This is a genomic window from Neisseria animaloris, assembly GCF_900637855.1.
Lineage (GTDB): Bacteria > Pseudomonadota > Gammaproteobacteria > Burkholderiales > Neisseriaceae > Neisseria > Neisseria animaloris.
Window position 1 is genome coordinate 887,443 of record NZ_LR134440.1, and the last position, 21,198, is coordinate 908,640.

Below are 21,198 nucleotides of genomic sequence, written 5' to 3' on the forward strand. Positions count from 1 at the left end.
GAGATTACTCCGTCAAAATTCTGTTGTTTTTAAAATTAAAAATAGAGCGCCCGCAGGTTTCTGAAGTAAATTTTAAATCGCTTCTGCTCATTTGAAAATGCCGCTTTACAAACAACCGATCAAAAGCAATCTTAATTCAGACATCCAATATCCGTATTTGTTCCTTTTCACACGGGGCATCATAGGCAAATTATCAGGCCGTCTGAAAATAAAATAGTGTTAATCCGTTTATCAAAATATGGTAAAGTATCTGAAAAATTCAAAATAAAAATATCAGCTAGGGGAATGATCGTCATTTCATTCATATTATTGGGATTACGATTGATGCTGCAAAGAGAAATGCATTTTTTCGGCAAGTTAAACCAATCTCGCGACTTCATTGTTTCCGAGAATCTGCAAGCCGACGATAGACACTTTTGGGATGGCTGGTTTAGTCGTTGCACCAGTCAAGACAGATTAATTCCTTTTACCCGAAAAACATTTTCCACGCCGCGGATTTGGTTGTTTTGTATTAAATTGCCGGACGGTATTTTCTACACGGGGCTGGCAGCACTCAGCTCGGATCAAACCGGCAGGCAATATCCGTTTGTTTTATTCTGTAAACCCGATTCCGACTCGGACTTAACGGCACAAATTGAACTTTTTGCCGAAAAAACAGGTTTTTTCCGCGACACGTTGAATCACGGGAAATGCCTTATCAAAAATTGCAACACACACCCGCATCACACACAACCTGCTTTGCCCGAATCTTTTCTGCATTATCTATCCAACAACGGCAACCCCGGCAGCTTCTGGCTTGAAAGCGAAAGCGGCCGCCATATAGAACACGAAGGACATCCTTCATGCTCTTTGTTTAATAAATTATTTGGATCGTAAGCTCATGAAAACATTTCCCCGGTGGGACGAACCGATTTCAGCAGAAGCTCCGGCAGGAGTCGATATCGAATACGACAGCCGCTTTCTGGAGCTGCAAAGTGCTGCCGAAGGCAAGCCCGAGCAACAATACGGCGACACCATTATTCCGGCGGAAGAACCGGATTGGGCAACGGTAGAGAAATTATGCAACCAATTGCTGGCCGAATCGAAAGACCTGCGCGTCTTGGCTTATTACACGCAAGCCCTCACCGCCAAACACGGGCTCGCCGGATTCTGCGCCGGTTGCGAAGCCATCAAAACCAATGTGGATTCGTACTGGGATTCCATCTACCCTAAGCTCGAAGATGAAGACGGCGAGTACGACCCGTTTTACCGCATCAATGCACTCAGCGCTTTCACAACGCTCGACGGCATTGTTAAAGAAATTTTTCCGGCCAAACTGTTGATAAACGGGCTGACCCAGCAACCGGTTACCGTAAAAGAAGCGGTTTCCGTATTACAAGGCAACGTCCCGCAAAGCTATCCGGGCGGAAAAGACCGGCTGATGCTCGACATCAGGGTAAGCGCCGACACCGGCAAGCCGGAATTGGTGGCTTTAATCCAAGCATTAGGCCATCTGAAAGACATCCAAAGCACTTTCTCAACCAAGCTGCAAGACGAGCATTCCCTCAATTTCGAGGTCATTCAAAAGCCGCTCACCCTGATTCATAAAGCCGTCAATTACAACGACGGCAGCACACCGCAGCCGCAACAGGCGGAACAAACGGATCCAACAGCCGAAACTTCTGCCCCAACCGGCACACAAGAGCAAACGTCTTTCCAAGATGCCGATGCGTGGCGCCGTCTGAATATCAAAAACCGCGCCGATGTCGATTTGGCTTTGGAAAAAATCTGCGTCTATTTTGAAACCCTTGAGCCCAGCCACCCTGCCCCACTGTTTATCCGCAGGGTGCAGCGTCTGATGAACATGGATTTCTACGACATCATGAAAGACATCAGTCCGGAAAGCATTGCCAATCTTGAAGTTTTAATCGGCAAACCGGACGAAGAAACAGGAACTTCCGACGACTGAAACGGTCTAGGATTAATGCACTAAAGTTTGTTGGAAAACAACTTTAACAATTTTAGAGGTTAGCGAAAATGTCACGAAACAAATCATCTGGTCAAAAGTTTATCGCCCGCAACCGGGCACCGCGCGTACAAATCGAGTACGACGTAGAGCTGTATGGTTCCGAGAAAAAAATCGAACTGCCGTTTGTAATGGGCGTGATGGCTGATTTGGTCGGCAAACCTGTCGAACCGCTGCCCGAATTGGCCGAACGCAAGTTTCTGGAAATTGACGTAGATAATTTCGACGAGCGTATGAAAGCCCTCAAACCGCGCGTGGCCTTCAACGTGAAAAACACGCTCACCGGTGAAGGCAATTTGAACGTAGAGCTCGAATTTGAAAGCATGGATGATTTCTCACCCGCCGCAGTAGCCAAAAAAGTAGAACCTCTAAACGAACTTTTGCAAGCGCGCACGGAGCTTTCCAACCTGCTCTCATACATGGACGGCAAGAGCGGTGCGGAGGAATTAATCGGAAAAGTCTTGGGCGACAGCGAGCTGCTGAAAAGCCTTGCAGCCGCGCCGAAAGCAACACCCAAAGACGAGCAGTAATTTCGGATGAAAACCAATAAAGCGAGAGTGAATCATGGCTGAAAAGCAATTAGATATCCAAGGGGGCGGCGGCGCGCAAACCGCGTTTGCAGCGAGCGAATTTGAACAACTGCTGCAAAAAGAATTCAAACCCAAAACCGAAGAAGCCAAAAGTGCCGTAACCAACGCCGTAGCAACATTGGCCCAACAAGCCTTGCAAAATGTCGTTACGATTTCAGACGACACTTATCAAACCATCGAAGCAATCATTGCCGAACTCGACAGAAAACTTTCCGAACAAATCAATCTGATTCTGCACCACGAAGATTTTCAAAAGCTGGAAGGCGAATGGCGCGGTTTGCATCATTTGGTTACCAATACCGAAACCGACACCCTGCTGAAAATCAAAGTATTGCCGATTTCCAAAAAGGAAGTCGCCCGCAACCTGAAGCGCTTTAAAGGCACGGCTTGGGATCAAAGCCCGCTGTTCAAACGCATTTACGAAGAAGAATACGGCCAGTTCGGCGGCGAACCTTTCGGCTGCTTGGTTGGTGACTATTATTTCGACCATTCCGCACCCGATGTGGAAATGCTCAACAGCCTCGAAAAAATTGCTGCGGCCGCACACTGCCCGTTTATTGCCGGCGCATCGCCCAAACTGATGCAGATGGAATCTTGGCAGGAATTGGCCAATCCGCGCGACTTAAGCAAAATCTTTCAAAACGCCGAATACGCACCGTGGCGCAGCTTGCGTGATTCCGAAGACTCACGCTATATCGGCCTGGCCTTGCCGCGTTTCTTGTCGCGCCTGCCTTATGGTGCCGGCACAAATCCTGTGGATGAATTCGATTTCGAGGAAGAAACCGAAGGCGCGGATCACAACAAATACACTTGGGCCAACGCAGCCTATGCGATGGCGGTAAACATCAACCGCTCGTTCAAATACTACGGTTGGTGTACTTCTATCCGCGGCGTGGAATCCGGCGGCATCGTTGAAAACCTGCCCTGCCACACCTTCCCGACCGACGACGGCGGCGTGGACATGAAATGCCCGACAGAAATCGCCATCAGCGACCGCCGCGAAGCCGAATTGGCCGCATTGGGCTTTATGCCGCTGATCCACCGCAAAAATACCGATTTGGCGGCGTTTATCGGCGCACAATCCCTGCACAAGCCTGCCGAATATTATGATCCCGATGCTACGGCCAATGCCCGTTTGTCCGCCCGCCTGCCTTATCTGTTTGCATGCTGCCGCTTCGCCCACTATCTGAAATGTATCGTGCGCGACAAAGTCGGTTCTTTCCGAGAACGCGAAGATATGGAGCGCTGGCTGAACGAATGGATTATGAATTATGTAGACGGCGACCCGATTAACTCTACCCAAGAAACGAAAGCCCGCAAACCGTTGGCGGCGGCGGAAGTAGTGGTGGAAGAAGTGGAAGACAACCCCGGATACTACACTTCCAAATTCTTCCTGCGTCCGCACTACCAACTTGAGGGGCTTACCGTTTCATTGCGCTTAGTTTCCAAACTGCCTTCGGCTAAACAGGAATAGTCGGGTTTGGTTTATTTAGTCGGGCATACTCGTGCCCTGTTGTCTGATCGCTTAAATTTCTTAACAAGGAGAGTAAAACATGGCTATTGATATGTTCATGAAAGTTGAAGGTGTAAACGGCGAATCAAAAGATGCCAACCACAAAGACTGGACCAATATCGAAAGTTTCGACTGGGGTGCCGAACAACCCGGTTCGATGACCAGCGGTGGCGGCGGCGGTGCCGGCAAAGTGAATTTTAACGACTTGACCGTAGTGGCCGCCATTGATAAAGCCGCTCCGACCATTCTGAAAAATTGTGCTACCGGCCAACACTTGAGCAAAGTAGAAATCTCCGTGTGCAAAGCCGGCGGCGAGCAAATCGAATATTCGCGCACCACATTGGAAGACGTTTTGGTAACCGGTGTGAAATTCATCGGCGTACAAGGTGATGACGCGCTGAAAATGCGTTACTCATTCCAAGCTGCCAAAGTGAAAAACCAATATTGGGAACAAACCGATAAAGGTTCCAAAGGCGCCGAAGTTCAGATGGCCTTCAACATCAAAGAAAACAAATCTGCATAATCTTTATGCACGTTTAGTTGGAGAAGCCTGGCTTAAAAGGCGTTTTAAGTCAGGCTTTACATATATACACTTTTCAGACGGCCTCTACCCTTCTTGAAAAGTTGATTCGGGCTTTCGCTCTTACCGCACTTTCTACAAAAATAAACAAGGAGTTGCTGAGATGGATTTGAAAACTAAATTATCGGACATGATTGAACTGGTGCGTTCAAATCCCGACAATCAGGAACACCGTTTGGCATTGATTCAATATCTCTGCCTGTGTGCAAAATGGGATCAGGCGCTGAAACAGATCGGGCAATACCAAAAGCTCTTCCCCAACAGCCAAAAGCCCCTGATGCTCTATCTCATTGAAAATATCGAAGCCGAAATGCGCCGCCAAGCCGTTTTATCGGCACAGCAAAAGCCGAAAACGCTGGAACAGCACGCCGGCAAGCTCGATATTCTGCAAAAACAACTCTCTTTGGTCGCCCATGTAGCAGAACAAAAAAGCGCGGCCCTTGCCGACGACTACGCCGCTTTATCCGACGACATCGACGAAATACCGGTAAACATTACCTATCTTCTGGCAGACAAATCGGTTGCCGATGCATCCGGCAGCTGGATCATAGACGGCGACGTGCGCACCGCCTTCGTTTACGAATACTTCTACCGCGGCCAATACTACTGGCAAACTTGGGGCTCCATCGAAAGCATTTCTTTCAAAGCACCCGCTTCCTTGCTCGACGTGATTTGGAGGCCGTCTGAAATCACATTCAGCCACGGCGAATGCATCCAATGCACCAGCCCCGCCCGCTATGCCGTTTTACCGGATGCAGAATCGGAATGGTCGGATCTGCTGCTGCAATGCGCACAAACCGACTGGGTTGAAGCGGCAGACCAGCTTTTCACCGGCATCGGTCAGAAGATGCTGTACACCGACAACCATGATTTCGGCCTGTTGGATATTCGCAGCATTAAATTCGGGCAACACCGTTAAACCCACCCATCCTTCAGCCACGGCAATTAATCATGTCGCCATTCAAAAACCAACTGCTGCCCTCTTTGTTCGACAGACTCACTGACGAAGAGCCGCGTAAGAAAAAAGAAGCACGACCCGATCAGGCCATCAATCTTGACCAATATCGGCAAGCCGTGCTGCGCGATATTCTTTACCTGTTGAACACCTGCAACCTGCAAGCGGAAACCATGGAGCAACACCTGCCCGCAAACGTGCGTTCGTCCACGCTCAACTACGGCATTCCGCCCCTTTCCGGCGTGAATTTTTCCGACATAGAATGGCAGGACGTGGAGCAAAACATCAAGCAGGCCATTCTCGATTTCGAACCGCGGCTCGACAGCAAATCGCTGCAAGTGATTGTGAACACCGAAGACGATGACGACGATGCCTTGCACAACAAACTTATCATTGAAATCAAAGGCCATCTGAAACTCAACCCTTATCCAAAAGAATTCCTGCTGCGAACCAGCATGGATATCGAAACCGGGCTGTTTAATTTATTAGAAGGGGGAACGGGCCGTGAATAACAAATTACTGTCTTATTACAATAAAGAGCTGGCCTTCCTGAAAGAAATGGGCAGGGAGTTTGCGCTCAAATATCCCAAAGTGGCTTCCCGACTGGCTTTGGATACTTCCGACATTCCCGACCCTTACGTCGAACGGCTGCTGGAAGGCGTGAGCTTTCTCACCGCCCGCACCCAGCTTAAACTGGATGCGGAATATCCCCGTTTCGTGCAAAGAATTTTAGAAGTCGTTTACCCCGACTTCATCAACCAAAAACCGACGGCGGCCATTGTCAATTTAGAACCCGCCGGCCAATACAACGCCGACGTTATCAATCTGCTGGAGCGCGGCAGAATATTGAGGTCGCTGCCGATTGACGAATTCAAGGTAAGCTGCCCATTTTCGGTAACCAGAACCACCGAAATCCTGCCGCTGCGTATAGAAAAAGCCAAATATACCGATTCGCTCGGCTATTTGCCGGGTACGCTTCCCATGCTCAAACCCTCTTCCGGCAAAAAAGTGCAATCCGCCCTACGCTTGGATTTCTCGCTCAGCGTGCCCGGGGCGTGTTCGGAAATGCTGCCGGACACATTGCCTGTGTTTTTAGGCACGGAGCTTTCCAAGTCGTCTTCTTTGCTGTTCCTGCTGGCTTCCGAATGCGTGGGCGTAGTCTGCCACAGTTATGAAAACCCCAAACAATGGCACTACCTGCTGCCGTCCAAACCGGAACACAGCGGATTTAGCGAAGACGAAGCCTTGTCTTTCAATCTGGACAAATCAGTCAGCGCGTTTCGGATTCTTCAGGAATATGCGCGGTTACCGGAAAAATTCCTGTTTATTGCCCAAAAAGATATCAAGCAAGCTGTCCGGCAGGCCGAAAAAGAAGGTCATCTGCCCAAAGTGCCCGAACAGCTGGAAGAAATTGTGAGCGATAAGGGCATCAATAAGAAAATCATCACTTACCGCAAACGCTATTTCAGCCTGTCATTTTTGTTCAGCCACAAAATACCCGAGCTGACGGAGCTGGTCGGCGTGGAAGATTTTTCCGTAAACGCCGTGCCGGTGGTAAATCTATTCAGGAAAAAGAGCGCGCGCTTCCCCGTGAACATTCAAGATCGGGAACACCATGTCGTTATCGACCGCACCCAGCCGCTGAATTACGAAGTCCACTCTATCGAGCAGGTAAAAGGCTTCGACACCAACAACCGCCAAACCGTGGTTTTTTCGCCGATGTACAAAGCGCCGGATATGGGTTTGTTTCCTGAAGCGCAAACCCAACACGCTTATTTTTCGGCACGGCGGGCAGACAGGATGCCGTCTGAAAATGCCGTTAAAAACGGTTTCCGTTCTTCCTATCTGGGTAGCGAAGTGTTTTTGTCGCTGGCCGACAATAAAGACTACGCCTTCAATTCAGGCATCCAGCACCTTTCCGTCGATGCTTGGTGTACCAGCAGGGATTTGCCGCTGATGATGCCGCGCGACGGCGAGTCGGATTTTCTGATCGAAGGCTTTTTGCCGGTCAGCTCGATCAAACTGATTTCGAAGCTGACGCGGCCTCAGGCAGCGGTGAGCGAAGACAGAACGCTTTGGCCGTTTTTAAACCAATTGAGCCTGAACTATCTGTCGCTGCTGAACACCGACCAAGAAGATGCCCCCGTTACCTTGAAAGAATTATTGATGGTGTTTGTTTCTTCTGAAAACGATTTGCTGAAGAAACAGATCGAGTCGATCACGCGGGTGGACACCGCCGTCGTAAATAAAGTGGTTCGCCATCACGGCACCGCTGCTCCCGTGCGCGGCATCAAAATCACCGTTACGCTCGACGACGCACAATTGGGCGGCATCCATCCCTTCCTGTTCGGCTCGGTTTTAAACCATTACTTCCGGCGCTTGGTGTCGATCAACTCATTCATACAACTGCAAATCGACACGCTCCAACAAGGGCATGTGGCCACGTGGCCGACCGCGGTTGGAGAAAGGGTGATCATATGAGTCCGGTTAACGTGCAAACAGATTTCGGCGACCCGCTGGACGATGCTTGGGATGAAAAACTCACCGGCTTTTTAAACAAAGTCGCTTCCCAACCGTATAAATATGACTACTTTGCACTCTTGCGCCAGCTTGAGTCGGTTAAGTTTGTTACCGGCGGCAAAATGTTGGGCAAAGCCGTCAGCCCGAAAATGGAAAAAATCAGAATCCGCCAAGAGCCTTCGCTTATATTTTCCCCGCGCAACATCCAATCGGTAACGCTGTCGCCCCATTATGCGGAAATTTCCATCAACGGCTTCGGTTTGTTCGGCCCTTCCGGCCCCCTGCCCCTGCATTTGACCGAATATGCCTACGAGCGCCAACACCAGCACGGCGACCGCACATGGACGGGCTTTGCCAATATGCTGCAACACCGTTTGGCGGTGTTGTTTTACCGGGCATGGGCCAACGCACAGAGCATTACTTCTTTAGACAAAAACGCCGACGACCGCTTCGGCAGATACATCGCCTGTTTCAACGGTCTGAACACCCCGCCCATACACAACGAAGGCTTGATTCACGAATTTGCCAAGCGTTATTTTGCCGGTTTGCTGATGAAGCAAAGTCGTTCCGCCGCCAACCTGCAACAGTTGCTCAACCGCTATTTCAAAGCGCCCGTTACCATTCAAACCAATGTCGGATACTGGGTTGAAGTTGCCGAGGAAAAAACGCAAATCGGCGCAACAGGCGGCTATACGCTGGGAGAAGGTTTGCTGCTGGGCGACAAACTTTACGATGTTCAAAGCAAATTCCGCATCATCATCGGCCCGCTTACTTTGCCGGCCTACCGGTCGTTTTTTAAAGACGGCACCAACACCGCCCGCCTGCGGGAATGGGTGCGCCTGTTTGCCACAGACGAATACGAATGGGACATACAGCCCGTTTTGATGCAAAAAGAAGTTCCCCCGATGGATTTGGGCGGGCAAACCCAGCTCGGCTTATCAACTTGGCTGGGCAATGTTTCCCGCGACGCTGAAGACTTAATCGTCAGCAACCGTTAAACGGCTTTTTCAGACGGCTTCATCCTGATAAAAGCCTCTTATATAAACCGTTTTGGACATGTTGGATTATTTAAGGAAATCTTATGTCAGACATCAGCCGCAGCGTATTATTCGGTAAGTTGAATACTACCTTATACAAAACTCTGGAAAATGCCTACACGTTCTGCCGCCTTCGGGAAAACAGCTACGTCGAGCTGGTACATTGGCTCCATTCCCTGCTGCAAACCGAAAAAACCGACATTTTCTGCCTGATAAACCGTTTCAATTTAGACGAAGCGAAAGTACGCAAAGACGTATTGGCCGCCGTGGAAAAACTGCCTGCCGGCGCCACCGCCGTTATCGATTTTTCCGAGCATATCCAAACCCTTGTCGAACAAACTTGGACATACAGCTCGCTGAAATTCGGCACCGACAAAATCCGCACGGCACATATTTTCTACACCATGCTGCAAAATAAAACCTTGCAGGGCATCTTGGCCAACATTTCATCGGAATTCCTCAAAATCAAACCCGAAACGCTGGCGGACGACATCATCGCCATTACCGCCGGTTCGGAAGAAAATCTCGATGCCGCTAAAAACGCCTTGTCTTCGGAACCTACCGCCACCCATAAAGAAAGCGCGTTGGCCAAATACGGCAGCAACCTTACCGAAAAAGCCCAAAACGGCGAAATAGACCCGCTCACAGGCCGTGATGCCGAAATCAGACAAATCATCGACATCCTGATGCGCCGCCGTCAAAACAACCCGATTCTCACGGGCGAAGCCGGTGTCGGCAAAACCGCCGTGGTCGAGGCGTTGGCCTTGCGCTTGGCCGCAGGCGACGTGCCGCCCGGATTGCAAAACGTGCAGTTAATCCTGCTGGACATCGGCCTGCTTAAAGCCGGTGCCAGCATCAGCGGCGAATTTGAATCGCGGCTCAGAGCGGTGATGGACGAAGTCGAATCCAGCCCCACACCGATTGTGCTGTTTATTGACGAAATCCATACCTTAATCGGCGCGGGCGGTGCAGCCGGCACGGGCGATGCCGCCAACCTGCTCAAACCCGCGTTGGCCCGCGGCAAACTGCGCACCATCGGCGCAACAACATGGGCGGAATACAAAAAATATTTTGAAAAAGACCCCGCCCTTACCCGCCGTTTCCAAGTCGTGCAGGTAGACGAACCCGACGAAGAAAAAGCCGTCAACATGCTCAGAGCGTTGAACGCCTCGCTGGAAAAACACCACAATGTGATCATTCTCGACGAAGCCATTCAGGCGGCCGTGAAACTTTCCCACCGCTATATTCCCGCACGCCAACTGCCTGATAAAGCCGTCGGCCTGATTGATACCGCCTGCGCGCGCGTTGCCGTCAGCCAGCACGCCGTACCGGGCAGCATCGAATACCTACAAAAAAAATCCGAAGCATTAAAGCTCGAACAAGCCCATCTGGAACGTGAGAAAAAGCTCAGTTTCGATTCCGAAGAACGGATGGCGAATATCGGCAAAGAACTGGCCGAAGTTGAAGGCCGTCTGAAAGAATTGGAAGAACGATGGCAAACAGAAACCGGCTTGGTTACCGAGCTGTTGGCCGTACGCGAACAAATCATGCAGGCAGGGCAAGAAACTGCCGATGATGAAAGCAAGCAGTTGTACGCACACCAAAAAGAACTGGTCGACAAACTGAAAGAACTGCAAGGCATCCAACCGCTGGTGATGCCGTTGGTCGACAGCCGCACGATTGCCGACGTGGTGGCCGGCTGGACGGGCATTCCCGTCGGCAAAATGATGAAAGACGAAGTCGAGGCCGTATTGCAACTGGCCGACACTTTAAACAAACGCATCATCGGCCAACGCCACGGCTTGGATGCGATTGCCCGCCGCATTCAAACCTCGCGCGCCAATCTCGACAACCCCAACAAACCCATCGGCGTTTTCATGCTGGCCGGCCCTTCCGGTGTGGGTAAAACCGAAACCGCGCTGGCTCTGGCCGACACTTTGTACGGCGGCGAGCAAAACGTGATTACCATCAACATGAGCGAATATCAGGAAGCGCACACCGTATCCACCCTGAAAGGCGCACCGCCGGGATATGTCGGTTACGGTGAAGGCGGCGTGCTGACCGAAGCCGTGCGCCGCAAACCGTATAGCGTTATCCTGCTCGACGAAGTGGAAAAAGCGCACCCCGACGTGCATGAAATCTTTTTCCAAGTATTCGACAAGGGCTGGATGGAAGACGGCGAAGGCCGCTACATCGACTTCAAAAACACCATCATCATCCTCACCACCAACGTCGGTACGGATTTGATTATGGACATGTGCGACGACCCCGACATGCTGCCGACTCCGGAAGGCTTGGCCAAAGCCTTGCGCACGCCCATGCTGAAAGTTTTCCCCACCGCCCTGCTGGGCCGCATGCAGGTTATCCCCTACTATCCGCTATCCGACGATATGCTCGCGAAAATCGTTGAATTGCAATTGGGCCGTATCGTGAAACGGATCAAAGACAACCACAACATCGACCTCACTTACTCGCCCGAAGTGCCGAAGCTGATTACCTCGCGCTGCACCGAAGTCGAATCGGGCGGCCGCATGATCGATGCGATTCTCACCAATACCGTTCTGCCGCAAATCAGCCGCGAACTGCTCACTTGTGCAACGCAAGGCAAACAGGTTTCGGCGGTAAGCATCGGCGTGGCGGATCATGATTTTACCTACGACTACCGCATGAAAAAGCAAGCGGCAGCAAAGCCTAAAAAGCAAGCGGCACGCAAGTAAGCCGACGGTAACGGCAAAAGTGCTGCAAACTCAAAAATAAGGCCGTCTGAAAAGCATTCCGGAATTAACAAATGCTTTTCAAACGGCCTTTTATAGCAAACAGGCTTATCTTTGCAACCTTATCAGATTTTAATGCTTTCTCTGTTCGCCAACACTTGGTCAACCAAACCGTAAGCCTGTGCTTCTTCTGCCGACATATAGTTGTCGCGATCGGTATCGCGCTCCACTTTGGCCAAATCCTGACCGCTGTGGGCCGCCAGCAAGCGATTTAGTTTGTCTTTCAGTTTCAACAACTCGCGGGCATGGATTTCAATGTCGGAAGCCTGCCCGCCCAAGCCGCCGCTGATTAAGGGCTGGTGAATCATCACGCGGCTGTTTGGCAAAGCGAAACGCTTGCCTTTGGCACCGGCGGAAAGCAGGAACGCACCCATACTGGCCGCTTGGCCGAGACATAAAGTCGATACGTCCGGTTTAATGAAATTCATGGTGTCGTAAATCGATAAACCTGCCGACACGGAGCCGCCGGGCGAATTGATATACAGGAAAATATCTTTGTCGGGATTTTCGCTTTCCAAAAACAATAACTGCGCCACCACCAGATTGGCGCTGTCGTCGTTTACCGGCCCCACCAGAAAAATAATGCGTTCTTTCAGTAGGCGGGAGTAAATATCAAACGCCCGCTCGCCGCGCCCGCTTTGCTCGATAACGGTCGGCACCAAATAGCCGTTGCTGATGTCAGGAATCATATTGTTCTCCTTTTCAGGATAGTCAGTAAAAAGCACCAAAGCGCGGAAGGCAGCTTCGGTGCTTATTCAATTAGCCGAATTTTTCAGGCGGCCTTAGGCTTGTGCGCCCATTACTTCGTCAAACGACAATACTTTTTCGTTCACTTTGGCTTTGCCCAATACGAACTCAACCACATTGGCTTCAACAGCCAGAGAAGTCGGGCCTTGCAAACGTTGACGGTCGGCAAAATACCAGTCAACTACTTCTTGCGGATCTTCGTAGCTTTCGGCAAAGTCATTAACGATGGCTTTGATTTGCTCTTCGGTTGGTTCCAATTTGTTTTCGTCAACCAGTTGGGCCAGAATCAAGCCCAAAGCCACACGGCGTTCCGCTTGCTCGTTGAACATATCGGCAGGCAGATCCAAGTTTGCCGCATCTGCCATGCCTTGGTTCACAAAGTTTTGCTTCATCTCGGCAGCCAAACGGGCTGCTTCTTCGGCAACCAATACTTTCGGCAATTGGATGTCGGTTACTTTCAGCAAGGCTTCCATCACTGCTTCTTTAGTTTGGTCTTTAGTGCGGCGCACCACTTCGCGGGCTACGTTTTTCTTCACTTCTTCGCGCATTTTGGCTACGTCGCCGTCTTCAATGCCTAACGCTTTGGCAAATTGTCCGTCCACTTCCGGCAGAATCGCTTCGGAAACGTTTCTTACGCTGATAGTGAATACGGCGGTTTTGCCGGCTACGTCTTTACCGTGGTAGTCTTCAGGGAAATTGACTTCGACTTCTTTGCTTTCGCCTTCTTTCAAGCCCAGCACGCCGGCTTCGAATTCGGGCAGCATTTGACCGTTGCCCAATACGAACGGATAGTTTTTAGCACTGCCGCCGTCGAAAGCAACACCGTCGATTTTGCCTTCAAAATCAATAATCACACGGTCGCCGTTTTGGGCTTCGCGTTCAACGTGGTTGAAACGGGTGCGTTGTTTGCGCAGGATTTCAATGGTTTTGTCCACTTCGGCATCGCCCACTTCGGCGGTTACTTTTTCGATTTCCTGTGCAGACAAATCACCTACTTTTACTTCAGGGAACACTTCGAACAGGGCGGCCACTTTGAAAGAATCTTTGTCTTCTTGCTCTTCCACGCCTTCAAAGCGGGGCATACCGGCTACTTTCAGGTTTTGGGCCACGGCAACATCGTAGAACGCTTTTTGAACCAGCTCGTTCATCACATCGTTTTGCACGCTTGAGCCGTACATAGAAGCAACCATTTTCAGCGGTGCCTTACCCGGACGGAAACCGTCGATTTTCACGCGGCGTTGGGTTTGCTGCAAGCGTTTGTCGGTTTCTGCGTTAATTTCGTTCCACGGCAGAGACAACACTACTTTGCGTTCCAGATTTTCTAAATTTTCTACAGTTACGCTCATCGTAAGCCCTTAAATTTTCTCGTGTTAATCAATGAAACGGGCATCATGCCCGTTTTGTTATGCTGCCCCTGCAATCAGGGGGTAAAAATTCAGACGGCGAGTATATCACAATGCCGCCACAAAATATATTGCCCTGAGATTTTGCATTAACGCGGCGGAATAGACTGCGGCGCGTTTTTTACGCAATAAAAATGCCGTTTGCACATCGTTCAGGCCGTCTGAAAACGGCTTGGCGTTTGTTTTTCAGACGGCCTCCGCTTTCATGACCCGCTTTACTTCATGCCACCAACCGTCGGGACGCTGTTCCAAAACCGCAACGACGCCGCTGTCGGTTTTCCGAATATTTTCCGCATTTTGCGTTTCGGCCGAATCCATTCTGGCCGGTGCAAGCAGGTTCATGCGGGGCAATAGGCAATAGCGGCGGTTGAGGCCGTCTGAAAAATTGTATTCGGCCCAATCAGCGATATACGAACCGTGCCAACCGTAAGGATTCAGCGGGGCTTCGTGCAGCGGCTGCGGCTGCGCGGAAAAGCCGACACCGCGCACAATTGAAACCGCTTTAATCCGTTGCGGCTCCAACCCCAACGCTTCCGACGCTTCCCGCCCCGCTTCACTTTGCAGCAGGGCAAGCTGTTGCGGGAGCTTGGCCGCTTTGTTCTGCAAGCGGTCTTGACGGTTCAGCCCCACCATTTCAGACGGCCTCCCTGATGCGCAACCGTAATATTTGCAGGTTAATTCGATGTGGTAAGTACGGCCGTTCAAGACGGCGATAAAATCTGCCGCCCCCGCGGTCTGCCCATCGGCACGACTAACTGCCACATTCTGCCCAAGCAGTGAAGCATGCGGGGCGGTTGACAGCCAAAATGCGAGCAGATGTTCGGCATACAATCCCAAACGGTGGCCGAACGGTTGTTTGTCGGCCAGATATTGCTGCAATGCTTCGGAGCGGTCGTCCAAATCGAGCAGGTAACGGAAGCCCGTTTCCCCCAACAATTCGCGCACGGGCAGTTCGCAGCCGCTGTGCCACAAGGCCGGCGCGGTGAGAACGGAGGCTAAATCGCGGACGTTGGGGTCGGTTAAACGCCACCATAAGGCATCGAGTGCGTAGTTCATAAATGGAAATGTTTGGAGAGTTGTTTTGTTTTACGGTTATGTCTGAGGCCGTCTGAAAACTTTCCGCTTTGCCGGAACTTTTTTTCAGACGGCCTCAACGATTAATCTTTCAAATTGCGTTTCACGGTATTCAAAAAGCCGCGCAGGATATCAATGTCTTCGGTTTGCGTATCCGCCCGCATAAACAGATTCTGCATGCGGCGCATCAGGCGTTCGCTGTTGCGGCGGTTGAAAAAGCCGATGTCGTTCATCACGCTTTCCATATGGCCGACCATACCGGCAATCTGTTCGTGGGTGGCCGGCCGGGTTTCCTGCTCTAAATGCTTCATCGGCATGTCGGTTTGGCTGAACAGTTCGTAACACACCACCTGCACGGCTTGCGCGAGGTTGAGCGAGAAATAGTCGGGGTTGCCGTTGATGGTCATCAGGCGGTTGCAGTTTTGCACTTCTTCGATACTCAAGCCGAAAGTTTCGTTGCCGAACACCAGCGCAACCTGTCGGCCGTCTGAAGCGGCTTGCAGCAATTCGGGCACGAGTTGGCGCGGGGTTTGCAGCGGCGCGGTCAACTCGCGTTTGCGGCTGGTTAAGGCGCAGCTCAGGGTGGTGTGCGCCAACGCTTCGTCGAGCGTAGCCACGATACGGGCGTTTTCCAACACGTCCGCCGCGCCGGATGCCAGCACGAAGCTCTCTTCGGGCAGTTTGAAATCCTGCGGCTTGGCGGCATCGAACAGCGGCGGGTTTTCGGTCATCGGCGTGGCAATCAGCTGCGGCGCAACCAAAGTCAAACGGTGCAGCCCCATGGTTTTCATGGCACGGGCGGCGGAACCGATATTGGCGGGGTGGCTGGTGCGGGCGAGCACGATATGGATATTGTCGAGATAAGCGGGAACGGCGGGCTTGGGATTCATCATGTTTTATTTTCGGAACAGGGGTATAATGTGCGCCTGAATATTTTTCAGACGGCCTCAAGGCCGTCTGAATGCTCTTTAACAACATTGGAAACAGCGTAAACGCAGCGTTTTACGTTTTGCCTTATTGTACCCGATTAGAAAGAATGCCATGAACCCGATTTTAAACACCGCCCTCAAAGCCGCGCGCAAAGCAGGCGATATGATGATCCGCGCGTCGCGCAATCTCGATGCCGTTAAAACCGACAGCAAAGCGTTTAACGATTTTGTTTCCGATGTTGACCGCACCGCCGAAGCCATTTTGGTCGACGCGCTCAAAGAAGCCTATCCCCATCACAAAATCACCGCCGAAGAAGGCGGCTCGCAAGGCAAATCCACCGCCGAATACGAGTGGATTATCGACCCGCTCGACGGCACCACCAACTATCTGCACGGCCATCCCCAATATGCCATCTCTATGGCGCTGCTGCACAAAGGCGTGTTGCAGGAAGCATTGGTGTACGCGCCCGAACGCAACGATTTATACATGGCTTCGCGCGGCAAAGGCGCATTGCTGAACGACCGCCGCATCCGCGTTTCTTCCCGCATCGAACTCAACCGCTGCTTAATCGGCACCGGCTTTCCGGTTGTCGACCAAAGCATGATGGACACCTACCTCGCCATCCTGAAAGACTTTTTGGCCAAAACCGCCGGCGGCCGCCGCGAAGGTGCCGCCGCGCTCGACCTGTGTGCCGTCGCCTGCGGGCGTTTGGACGGCTTTTTCGAATTCAACCTCAAACCGTGGGACATCGCCGCCGGTGCGTTGTTGGTACAGGAAGCAGGCGGCATCGTAACCGACATGCAAGGCAACGAAAGCTGGCTGGAAAGCGGCGACATCGTGGCCGGCAACCCGAAAGTATTGGGCCAAATGCTGCAAATCATTGCGCCGCATGTGAAGTAAGGCAGCAAGCTGACATTTATCGACAAGAGGCCGTCTGAAAGATGTTTTCAGACGGCCTCTATTTTGTTTTACCGCCCTGCCGCCGATACACACCCGTCGGCGAATCCTTTACAATACCTTTCCCGAACTGATGCGAGAACCGCCCATGATAGCCGTTATCGGAGGCAGCGGCCTGACCCGCCTGCCCGAACTCAACATTACCGACCGCCGTATCGTCCGCACGCCCTACGGTTTGACCAGCAGCCCGTTGCTGTTCGGCAAACTCGGCAGTCGCGACATCGTTTTTCTTGCCCGCCACGGCCTCAACCATTCGCTCGCCCCGCACGAAATCGACTATCGTGCGAATATTTGGGCTTTACACTCCATCGGTGCAGAGCGCATCGTATCCGTAGCGTCGGTGGCCACCTTAACCGAAGCCTACGAGCCGGGTTCGCTGGTGGTGCCGGATGACTTGGTCGACTATACCCACCACCGCCATAACACATTTTTCGAAGGCCAATCTCAGGAAGTGGTACATATCGATTTTTCAGAACCCTACGATGCCAAGCTGCGCCAAGCCCTGCTGGAGCATGCCGCCTCGCACGGTACTCCCGTATACGACAAAGCCGTGTACGGCTGCATCCAAGGCCCGCGCCTGCCTACACGGGCAGAGGTGCGCCGCTACCAAAATGACGGTGTCGATATTATCGGCATGACCGGCATGCCTGAAGCCGCACTGGCACGCGAATTGGAGCTGCCGTATGTACACTTGTGCGGTATAACCGGTATCGCCTGCATGAAAAACGGCTCCGACAGATCCGACGCTTGCGGCGCAGACGCACGCAATGCCATCGAAAAAATCCGCCGCCTGCTGGTGGATTTATAGGCCGTCTGAAAACCAAAGAAAGAAACCGCATGAGCAAAACCTTAGCTACCGTTACCATCGGCCTGCTTTCCGCCAGCGATAGAGCCAGCAGCGGCGTGTATCGAGACGAAGGCATTCCCGCCTTGAAAGAATGGTTGCAGGCCGCCGTAAACAATCCCGTTCATTTCACCGAGGCACTCGTTCCCGACGAACAATCCGCCATCGAAGCCGCCTTACGCCGTATGACCGATACCGACGGCTGCGACCTCATCTTTACCACCGGCGGCACCGGCCCTGCCCCGCGCGACGTTACTCCCGAAGCAACATTGGCGGTTGTCGATAAGGAAATGCCCGGTTTCGGCGAACAAATGCGCCAAATCAGCCTCTATTATGTGCCGACAGCGATTTTGTCGCGCCAAACGGCAGGCATTCGCGGCAAATGTTTGATTATCAACCTGCCCGGCCGCCCCAAAGCGATTGCCGAAACTTTGGGCGGCGTACGCGGCGAAAACGGCGAAGTCAAGGTACACGGCCTGTTCAGCGCCATTCCGTATTGCGTCGATTTAATCGGCGGAACGTTTATCGAAACCGATGAAAACGTGTGCAAAGCATTCCGCCCGAAACAGAAATAATCTGTTTTCCACGCCTAAACGTTTTTCGATTGTTTAGGTAAAGCTCAGGCCGTCTGAAAAACTGTTTTCAGACGGCCTCTTGTCATCAATCCCAGACCTTACCACCTGCGTCATTTGAATACGGAACACGATTTATCCGTCGAATCGTTTCCTGAAAAAACATTTTCGCCATCTTTGCAGGAACTGATGCTGTCTTCGCAAACCATTGTTATCAAAGATTCATTTATTTTTAAGATACGCGGTTCATCATTCTTATCGAGTGCAACCGCTTTTAAAGTAAACTGATTATCATGCGCCCCTTGTGCTTTTCCCTGAACACGGATACAAAACGCATTAGTTTCGGAAACCGGCAGCTCCGGCCAAGTTGTGGAGGTTTGTTTGAATGTGCGATTTTGTTGGTAAAAACGTTCCATAAAATGAGCGTTTTCCAACAAAGCCGCGTGGGCGCGTTGTAAATTGCCGTTTTGAATATGATGCAGGTAAGACGGAATGGCGATTGCCGCCAAAATGGCGGCAATCGCCATGGTGATGAGTAATTGGCCGAGCGTGAAGCCTTGCTGTGTATTTTGCATACTGTCTTCCCTGTCATTATTTTATAAAAAATTATGCTGGCAGTATGCAAAAATTTATAGCCTATGTAAAGAAAACGACCGAATTTAATCAAGCTTTGCGTTAATATATGTAACAATCCGCTTCATTTTCAGCAGAAGAACAAACGGTAACAATGCCGTTACCATCTATTTTCATAACGCGCGTTTCACCCTTATTGCTGGTTGGATTGGCCTGGGCAACCAAGCTGAAATTGCTGTTGCTGTCTTCGGCCGGTTGGTACGAGATGTCAAAATAGGCATTCTGCTTTAATGCACTCCCTACTTTATCACGCTCCACTTGATCTTCTGCCGCACTACCCGGAAATTTGTGGTTTTGCACATAATAACGCTCGAGCAGTTGTGCATTCGCCAACAAATCGGAACGTACACTCTCCAATCTGGTGCGGCGGATATATGTATCGTAAGACGGATAAGCGATGGTTGCCAAAATACCTATCATCAAAACGATAATCATCAGTTCGGTTAAGGTAAAGCCTTTTTGTTGGAATTTCATATTATCCTGTTGTGAGGGAAGTTAAGCCGTTATGTGAAAGCTGATTATTAAAAATTTCTTAAAGAAAAAGTATTTAAGTACAAATCAGTATAATATACTCAGCAATATTTCTATGAATAAAAGCGATATTTGGTCATGTAAATATACTGAGCGGAATTATCGGTATTTGATATTGTTCTTCAGCACTTACCATTAAAAAATTTCAGCAATCAGGATTTTTGAGTAAACGCCAATCTTTACTTACATTTAAATTATCCCACAAAACAATTAAAGAACAAAGAGTTGTTTTTTCATTTCTAAATAGCAATCAACTTGGCTGCCAAACAGGATTGAAGTACACTGCCGCTGTTTTTATTTTCATAGAACCACTTTGGTTTCCGGGCATACAAAACCGGTAATCTATCAAAGATATTCAAACATTATGGCAAAAACAATTAAATGGTTTATTCTGTTGGCCGCAGCAGCAATACTGGTCTTTGCTGCATGGTCGTATTTCAAATCTGACGACAAAATCAATTATCTTACCCAGCCTGCCAGCCGCATGGATATACGGCAAACGGTAAGCGCAACCGGTACAATATCGGCAGCACAGCTGGTGGCTGTCGGTTCGCAAGCTTCGGGGCAAATCAAGAAACTGCATGTCAAATTGGGGCAACAAGTTAAAAAAGGCGATTTGATCGCCGAAATCGACTCTACCACCCAACTGAATACGTTAAATACCAACAAAGCCAAGCTCGACACTTATAAAGCCCAATTGCATTCCGCTGAAATCAAACAACGCACGGCAGAAAAAAAATACAAGCGCGAGAAAGCATTATGGGCGGAAAATGCCACTTCCAAAGCCGAATTTGAAGATGCGGAAGACATACTGGCTGCAGCCAAAGCATCGGTTGCCGAACTGAAATCCTTAATCAGGCAAACTCAAATCGCCATCAATACGGCCGAGGCTGACTTAGGCTATACACACATTTCTTCACCGATAGATGGCACGGTTGTTTCCATTCCTGTAGAAGAAGGGCAAACCGTTAACGCCAACCAAACGACACCTACTATCGTCCAAGTGGCCGATCTGAGCAAAATGCTGAATAAAATGCAGATTGCCGAAGGAGATGCCAATAAAGTGAAAGCCGGGCAAAAGCTAATATTTACCACTTTGTCTATGCCCGACAATAGCCGTGAAGCGGTTATCGACACGGTCGACCCCGGCCTTACCGCCATGTCTAACGGCTCTTACACCACCAGCACCGACACCACCGATACCGCCATCTACTACTACGCCCGCGCTTTAGTACCAAATGAAGACGGTGCTTTGCATATCGGTATGACTACTGAAAACACCATTGTGATCAATCAAGCCGAGAAAGTGTTGAGCGTACCCAATCTGGCGGTAAAAACCAAAGACGGAAAAAAAACCGTACGCATTTTAGGCGATAAAGACCAAGTACAAGAACGTGCGGTCAAAACCGGATTAAGCGACGGCACTAATATTCAGATTACGGAAGGTGTGAAAGAAGGAGAAAAAGTCATTATTTCCGAATCAACCGCTGATGACATCGATACCGCCCGCCGCAGAATGGGACCGAGGTAACG

Annotated in this window: 20 protein-coding genes; 14 read left to right on the forward strand and 6 right to left on the reverse strand. The window is 50.6% G+C overall.

Going from position 1 to position 21,198, the window contains the following annotated elements:
• Positions 1-324: 324 nt before the first annotated feature.
• The 10 genes from tagF to tssH all read left to right on the forward strand — a co-directional run bounded on the left by tagF (position 325) and on the right by tssH (position 11,917).
• Positions 325-876, forward strand: a complete 552-nt coding sequence (tagF, locus tag EL216_RS04185; RefSeq protein ID WP_085389594.1) for a type VI secretion system-associated protein TagF — start codon at positions 325-327, stop codon at positions 874-876.
• Positions 877-880: 4 nt separating this feature from the next.
• Positions 881-1,948 carry a type VI secretion system protein TssA gene (tssA, locus tag EL216_RS04190; RefSeq protein ID WP_085389593.1) on the forward strand — a complete coding sequence of 356 codons (1,068 nt, stop codon included), beginning with the start codon at positions 881-883 and terminating at the stop codon, positions 1,946-1,948.
• Between the two features lie 68 nt (positions 1,949-2,016).
• The gene (tssB, locus tag EL216_RS04195; protein ID WP_009115600.1) at positions 2,017-2,535 is read left to right on the forward strand and encodes a type VI secretion system contractile sheath small subunit; all 519 of its coding nucleotides are present in this window, start codon (positions 2,017-2,019) and stop codon (positions 2,533-2,535) included.
• Between the two features lie 34 nt (positions 2,536-2,569).
• Positions 2,570-4,069: a type VI secretion system contractile sheath large subunit gene (gene tssC / locus EL216_RS04200; RefSeq protein ID WP_085356907.1), complete on the forward strand. Its 1,500-nt coding sequence runs from the start codon at positions 2,570-2,572 to the stop codon at positions 4,067-4,069.
• Positions 4,070-4,148: 79 nt separating this feature from the next.
• On the forward strand, positions 4,149-4,631 hold the full coding sequence (locus EL216_RS04205; protein WP_085389447.1) for an Hcp family type VI secretion system effector: 483 nt from the start codon (positions 4,149-4,151) through the stop codon (positions 4,629-4,631).
• Positions 4,632-4,791: 160 nt separating this feature from the next.
• Positions 4,792-5,607 carry a type VI secretion system accessory protein TagJ gene (locus EL216_RS04210; protein WP_085389446.1) on the forward strand — a complete coding sequence of 272 codons (816 nt, stop codon included), beginning with the start codon at positions 4,792-4,794 and terminating at the stop codon, positions 5,605-5,607.
• 32 nt (positions 5,608-5,639) lie between these two features.
• Complete coding sequence (tssE, locus tag EL216_RS04215; RefSeq protein WP_085360734.1) at positions 5,640-6,155, forward strand: type VI secretion system baseplate subunit TssE; 516 nt, start codon at positions 5,640-5,642, stop codon at positions 6,153-6,155.
• A complete protein-coding gene (locus EL216_RS04220) occupies positions 6,148-8,124 on the forward strand; it encodes a type VI secretion system baseplate subunit TssF (RefSeq protein ID WP_085389445.1) in 1,977 nt (658 codons plus the stop codon). Before tssE ends, EL216_RS04220 begins: the two co-directional genes overlap by 8 nt.
• The gene (gene tssG / locus EL216_RS04225; RefSeq protein ID WP_085389444.1) at positions 8,121-9,161 is read left to right on the forward strand and encodes a type VI secretion system baseplate subunit TssG; all 1,041 of its coding nucleotides are present in this window, start codon (positions 8,121-8,123) and stop codon (positions 9,159-9,161) included. Before EL216_RS04220 ends, tssG begins: the two co-directional genes overlap by 4 nt.
• Before the next feature lie 83 nt (positions 9,162-9,244).
• Positions 9,245-11,917 carry a type VI secretion system ATPase TssH gene (gene tssH, locus EL216_RS04230; protein WP_085389443.1) on the forward strand — a complete coding sequence of 891 codons (2,673 nt, stop codon included), beginning with the start codon at positions 9,245-9,247 and terminating at the stop codon, positions 11,915-11,917.
• A 122-nt stretch (positions 11,918-12,039) separates the two neighbouring features.
• On the opposite strand, the gene clpP is transcribed toward tssH, so the two are convergent.
• From clpP to EL216_RS04250, 4 genes are all read right to left on the reverse strand, one after another.
• On the reverse strand, positions 12,040-12,663 hold the full coding sequence (gene clpP / locus EL216_RS04235) for an ATP-dependent Clp endopeptidase proteolytic subunit ClpP (RefSeq protein ID WP_085389442.1): 624 nt from the start codon (positions 12,661-12,663) through the stop codon (positions 12,040-12,042).
• 93 nt (positions 12,664-12,756) lie between these two features.
• Positions 12,757-14,067, reverse strand: a complete 1,311-nt coding sequence (tig, locus tag EL216_RS04240; protein ID WP_085389441.1) for a trigger factor — start codon at positions 14,065-14,067, stop codon at positions 12,757-12,759.
• Between the two features lie 243 nt (positions 14,068-14,310).
• On the reverse strand, positions 14,311-15,180 hold the full coding sequence (locus EL216_RS04245; protein ID WP_085389440.1) for a DUF1853 family protein: 870 nt from the start codon (positions 15,178-15,180) through the stop codon (positions 14,311-14,313).
• 101 nt (positions 15,181-15,281) lie between these two features.
• Positions 15,282-16,091: an RNA methyltransferase gene (locus EL216_RS04250; protein ID WP_107878751.1), complete on the reverse strand. Its 810-nt coding sequence runs from the start codon at positions 16,089-16,091 to the stop codon at positions 15,282-15,284.
• 148 nt (positions 16,092-16,239) lie between these two features.
• On the opposite strand from EL216_RS04250, the gene EL216_RS04255 reads away from it, so the two are divergent.
• From EL216_RS04255 to mog, 3 genes are all read left to right on the forward strand, one after another.
• Positions 16,240-17,028, forward strand: a complete 789-nt coding sequence (locus EL216_RS04255) for an inositol monophosphatase family protein (RefSeq protein WP_085389439.1) — start codon at positions 16,240-16,242, stop codon at positions 17,026-17,028.
• Positions 17,029-17,173: 145 nt separating this feature from the next.
• The gene (locus tag EL216_RS04260) at positions 17,174-17,893 is read left to right on the forward strand and encodes an S-methyl-5'-thioinosine phosphorylase (protein ID WP_085389438.1); all 720 of its coding nucleotides are present in this window, start codon (positions 17,174-17,176) and stop codon (positions 17,891-17,893) included.
• A gap of 29 nt (positions 17,894-17,922) precedes the next feature.
• A complete protein-coding gene (gene mog / locus EL216_RS04265; protein ID WP_085389437.1) occupies positions 17,923-18,504 on the forward strand; it encodes a molybdopterin adenylyltransferase in 582 nt (193 codons plus the stop codon).
• 110 nt (positions 18,505-18,614) lie between these two features.
• On the opposite strand, the gene EL216_RS04270 is transcribed toward mog, so the two are convergent.
• Both EL216_RS04270 and EL216_RS04275 read right to left on the reverse strand, forming a co-directional pair.
• Positions 18,615-19,076 carry a type IV pilin protein gene (locus tag EL216_RS04270; protein WP_085389436.1) on the reverse strand — a complete coding sequence of 154 codons (462 nt, stop codon included), beginning with the start codon at positions 19,074-19,076 and terminating at the stop codon, positions 18,615-18,617.
• Positions 19,077-19,176: 100 nt separating this feature from the next.
• Entirely contained in the window at positions 19,177-19,608 is a 432-nt protein-coding gene (locus EL216_RS04275) for a type IV pilin protein (protein WP_085389435.1), read from the reverse strand.
• Between the two features lie 421 nt (positions 19,609-20,029).
• On the opposite strand from EL216_RS04275, the gene EL216_RS04280 reads away from it, so the two are divergent.
• A complete protein-coding gene (locus tag EL216_RS04280) occupies positions 20,030-21,196 on the forward strand; it encodes an efflux RND transporter periplasmic adaptor subunit (protein WP_085389434.1) in 1,167 nt (388 codons plus the stop codon).
• The last annotated feature ends 2 nt before the right edge of the window (positions 21,197-21,198 follow it).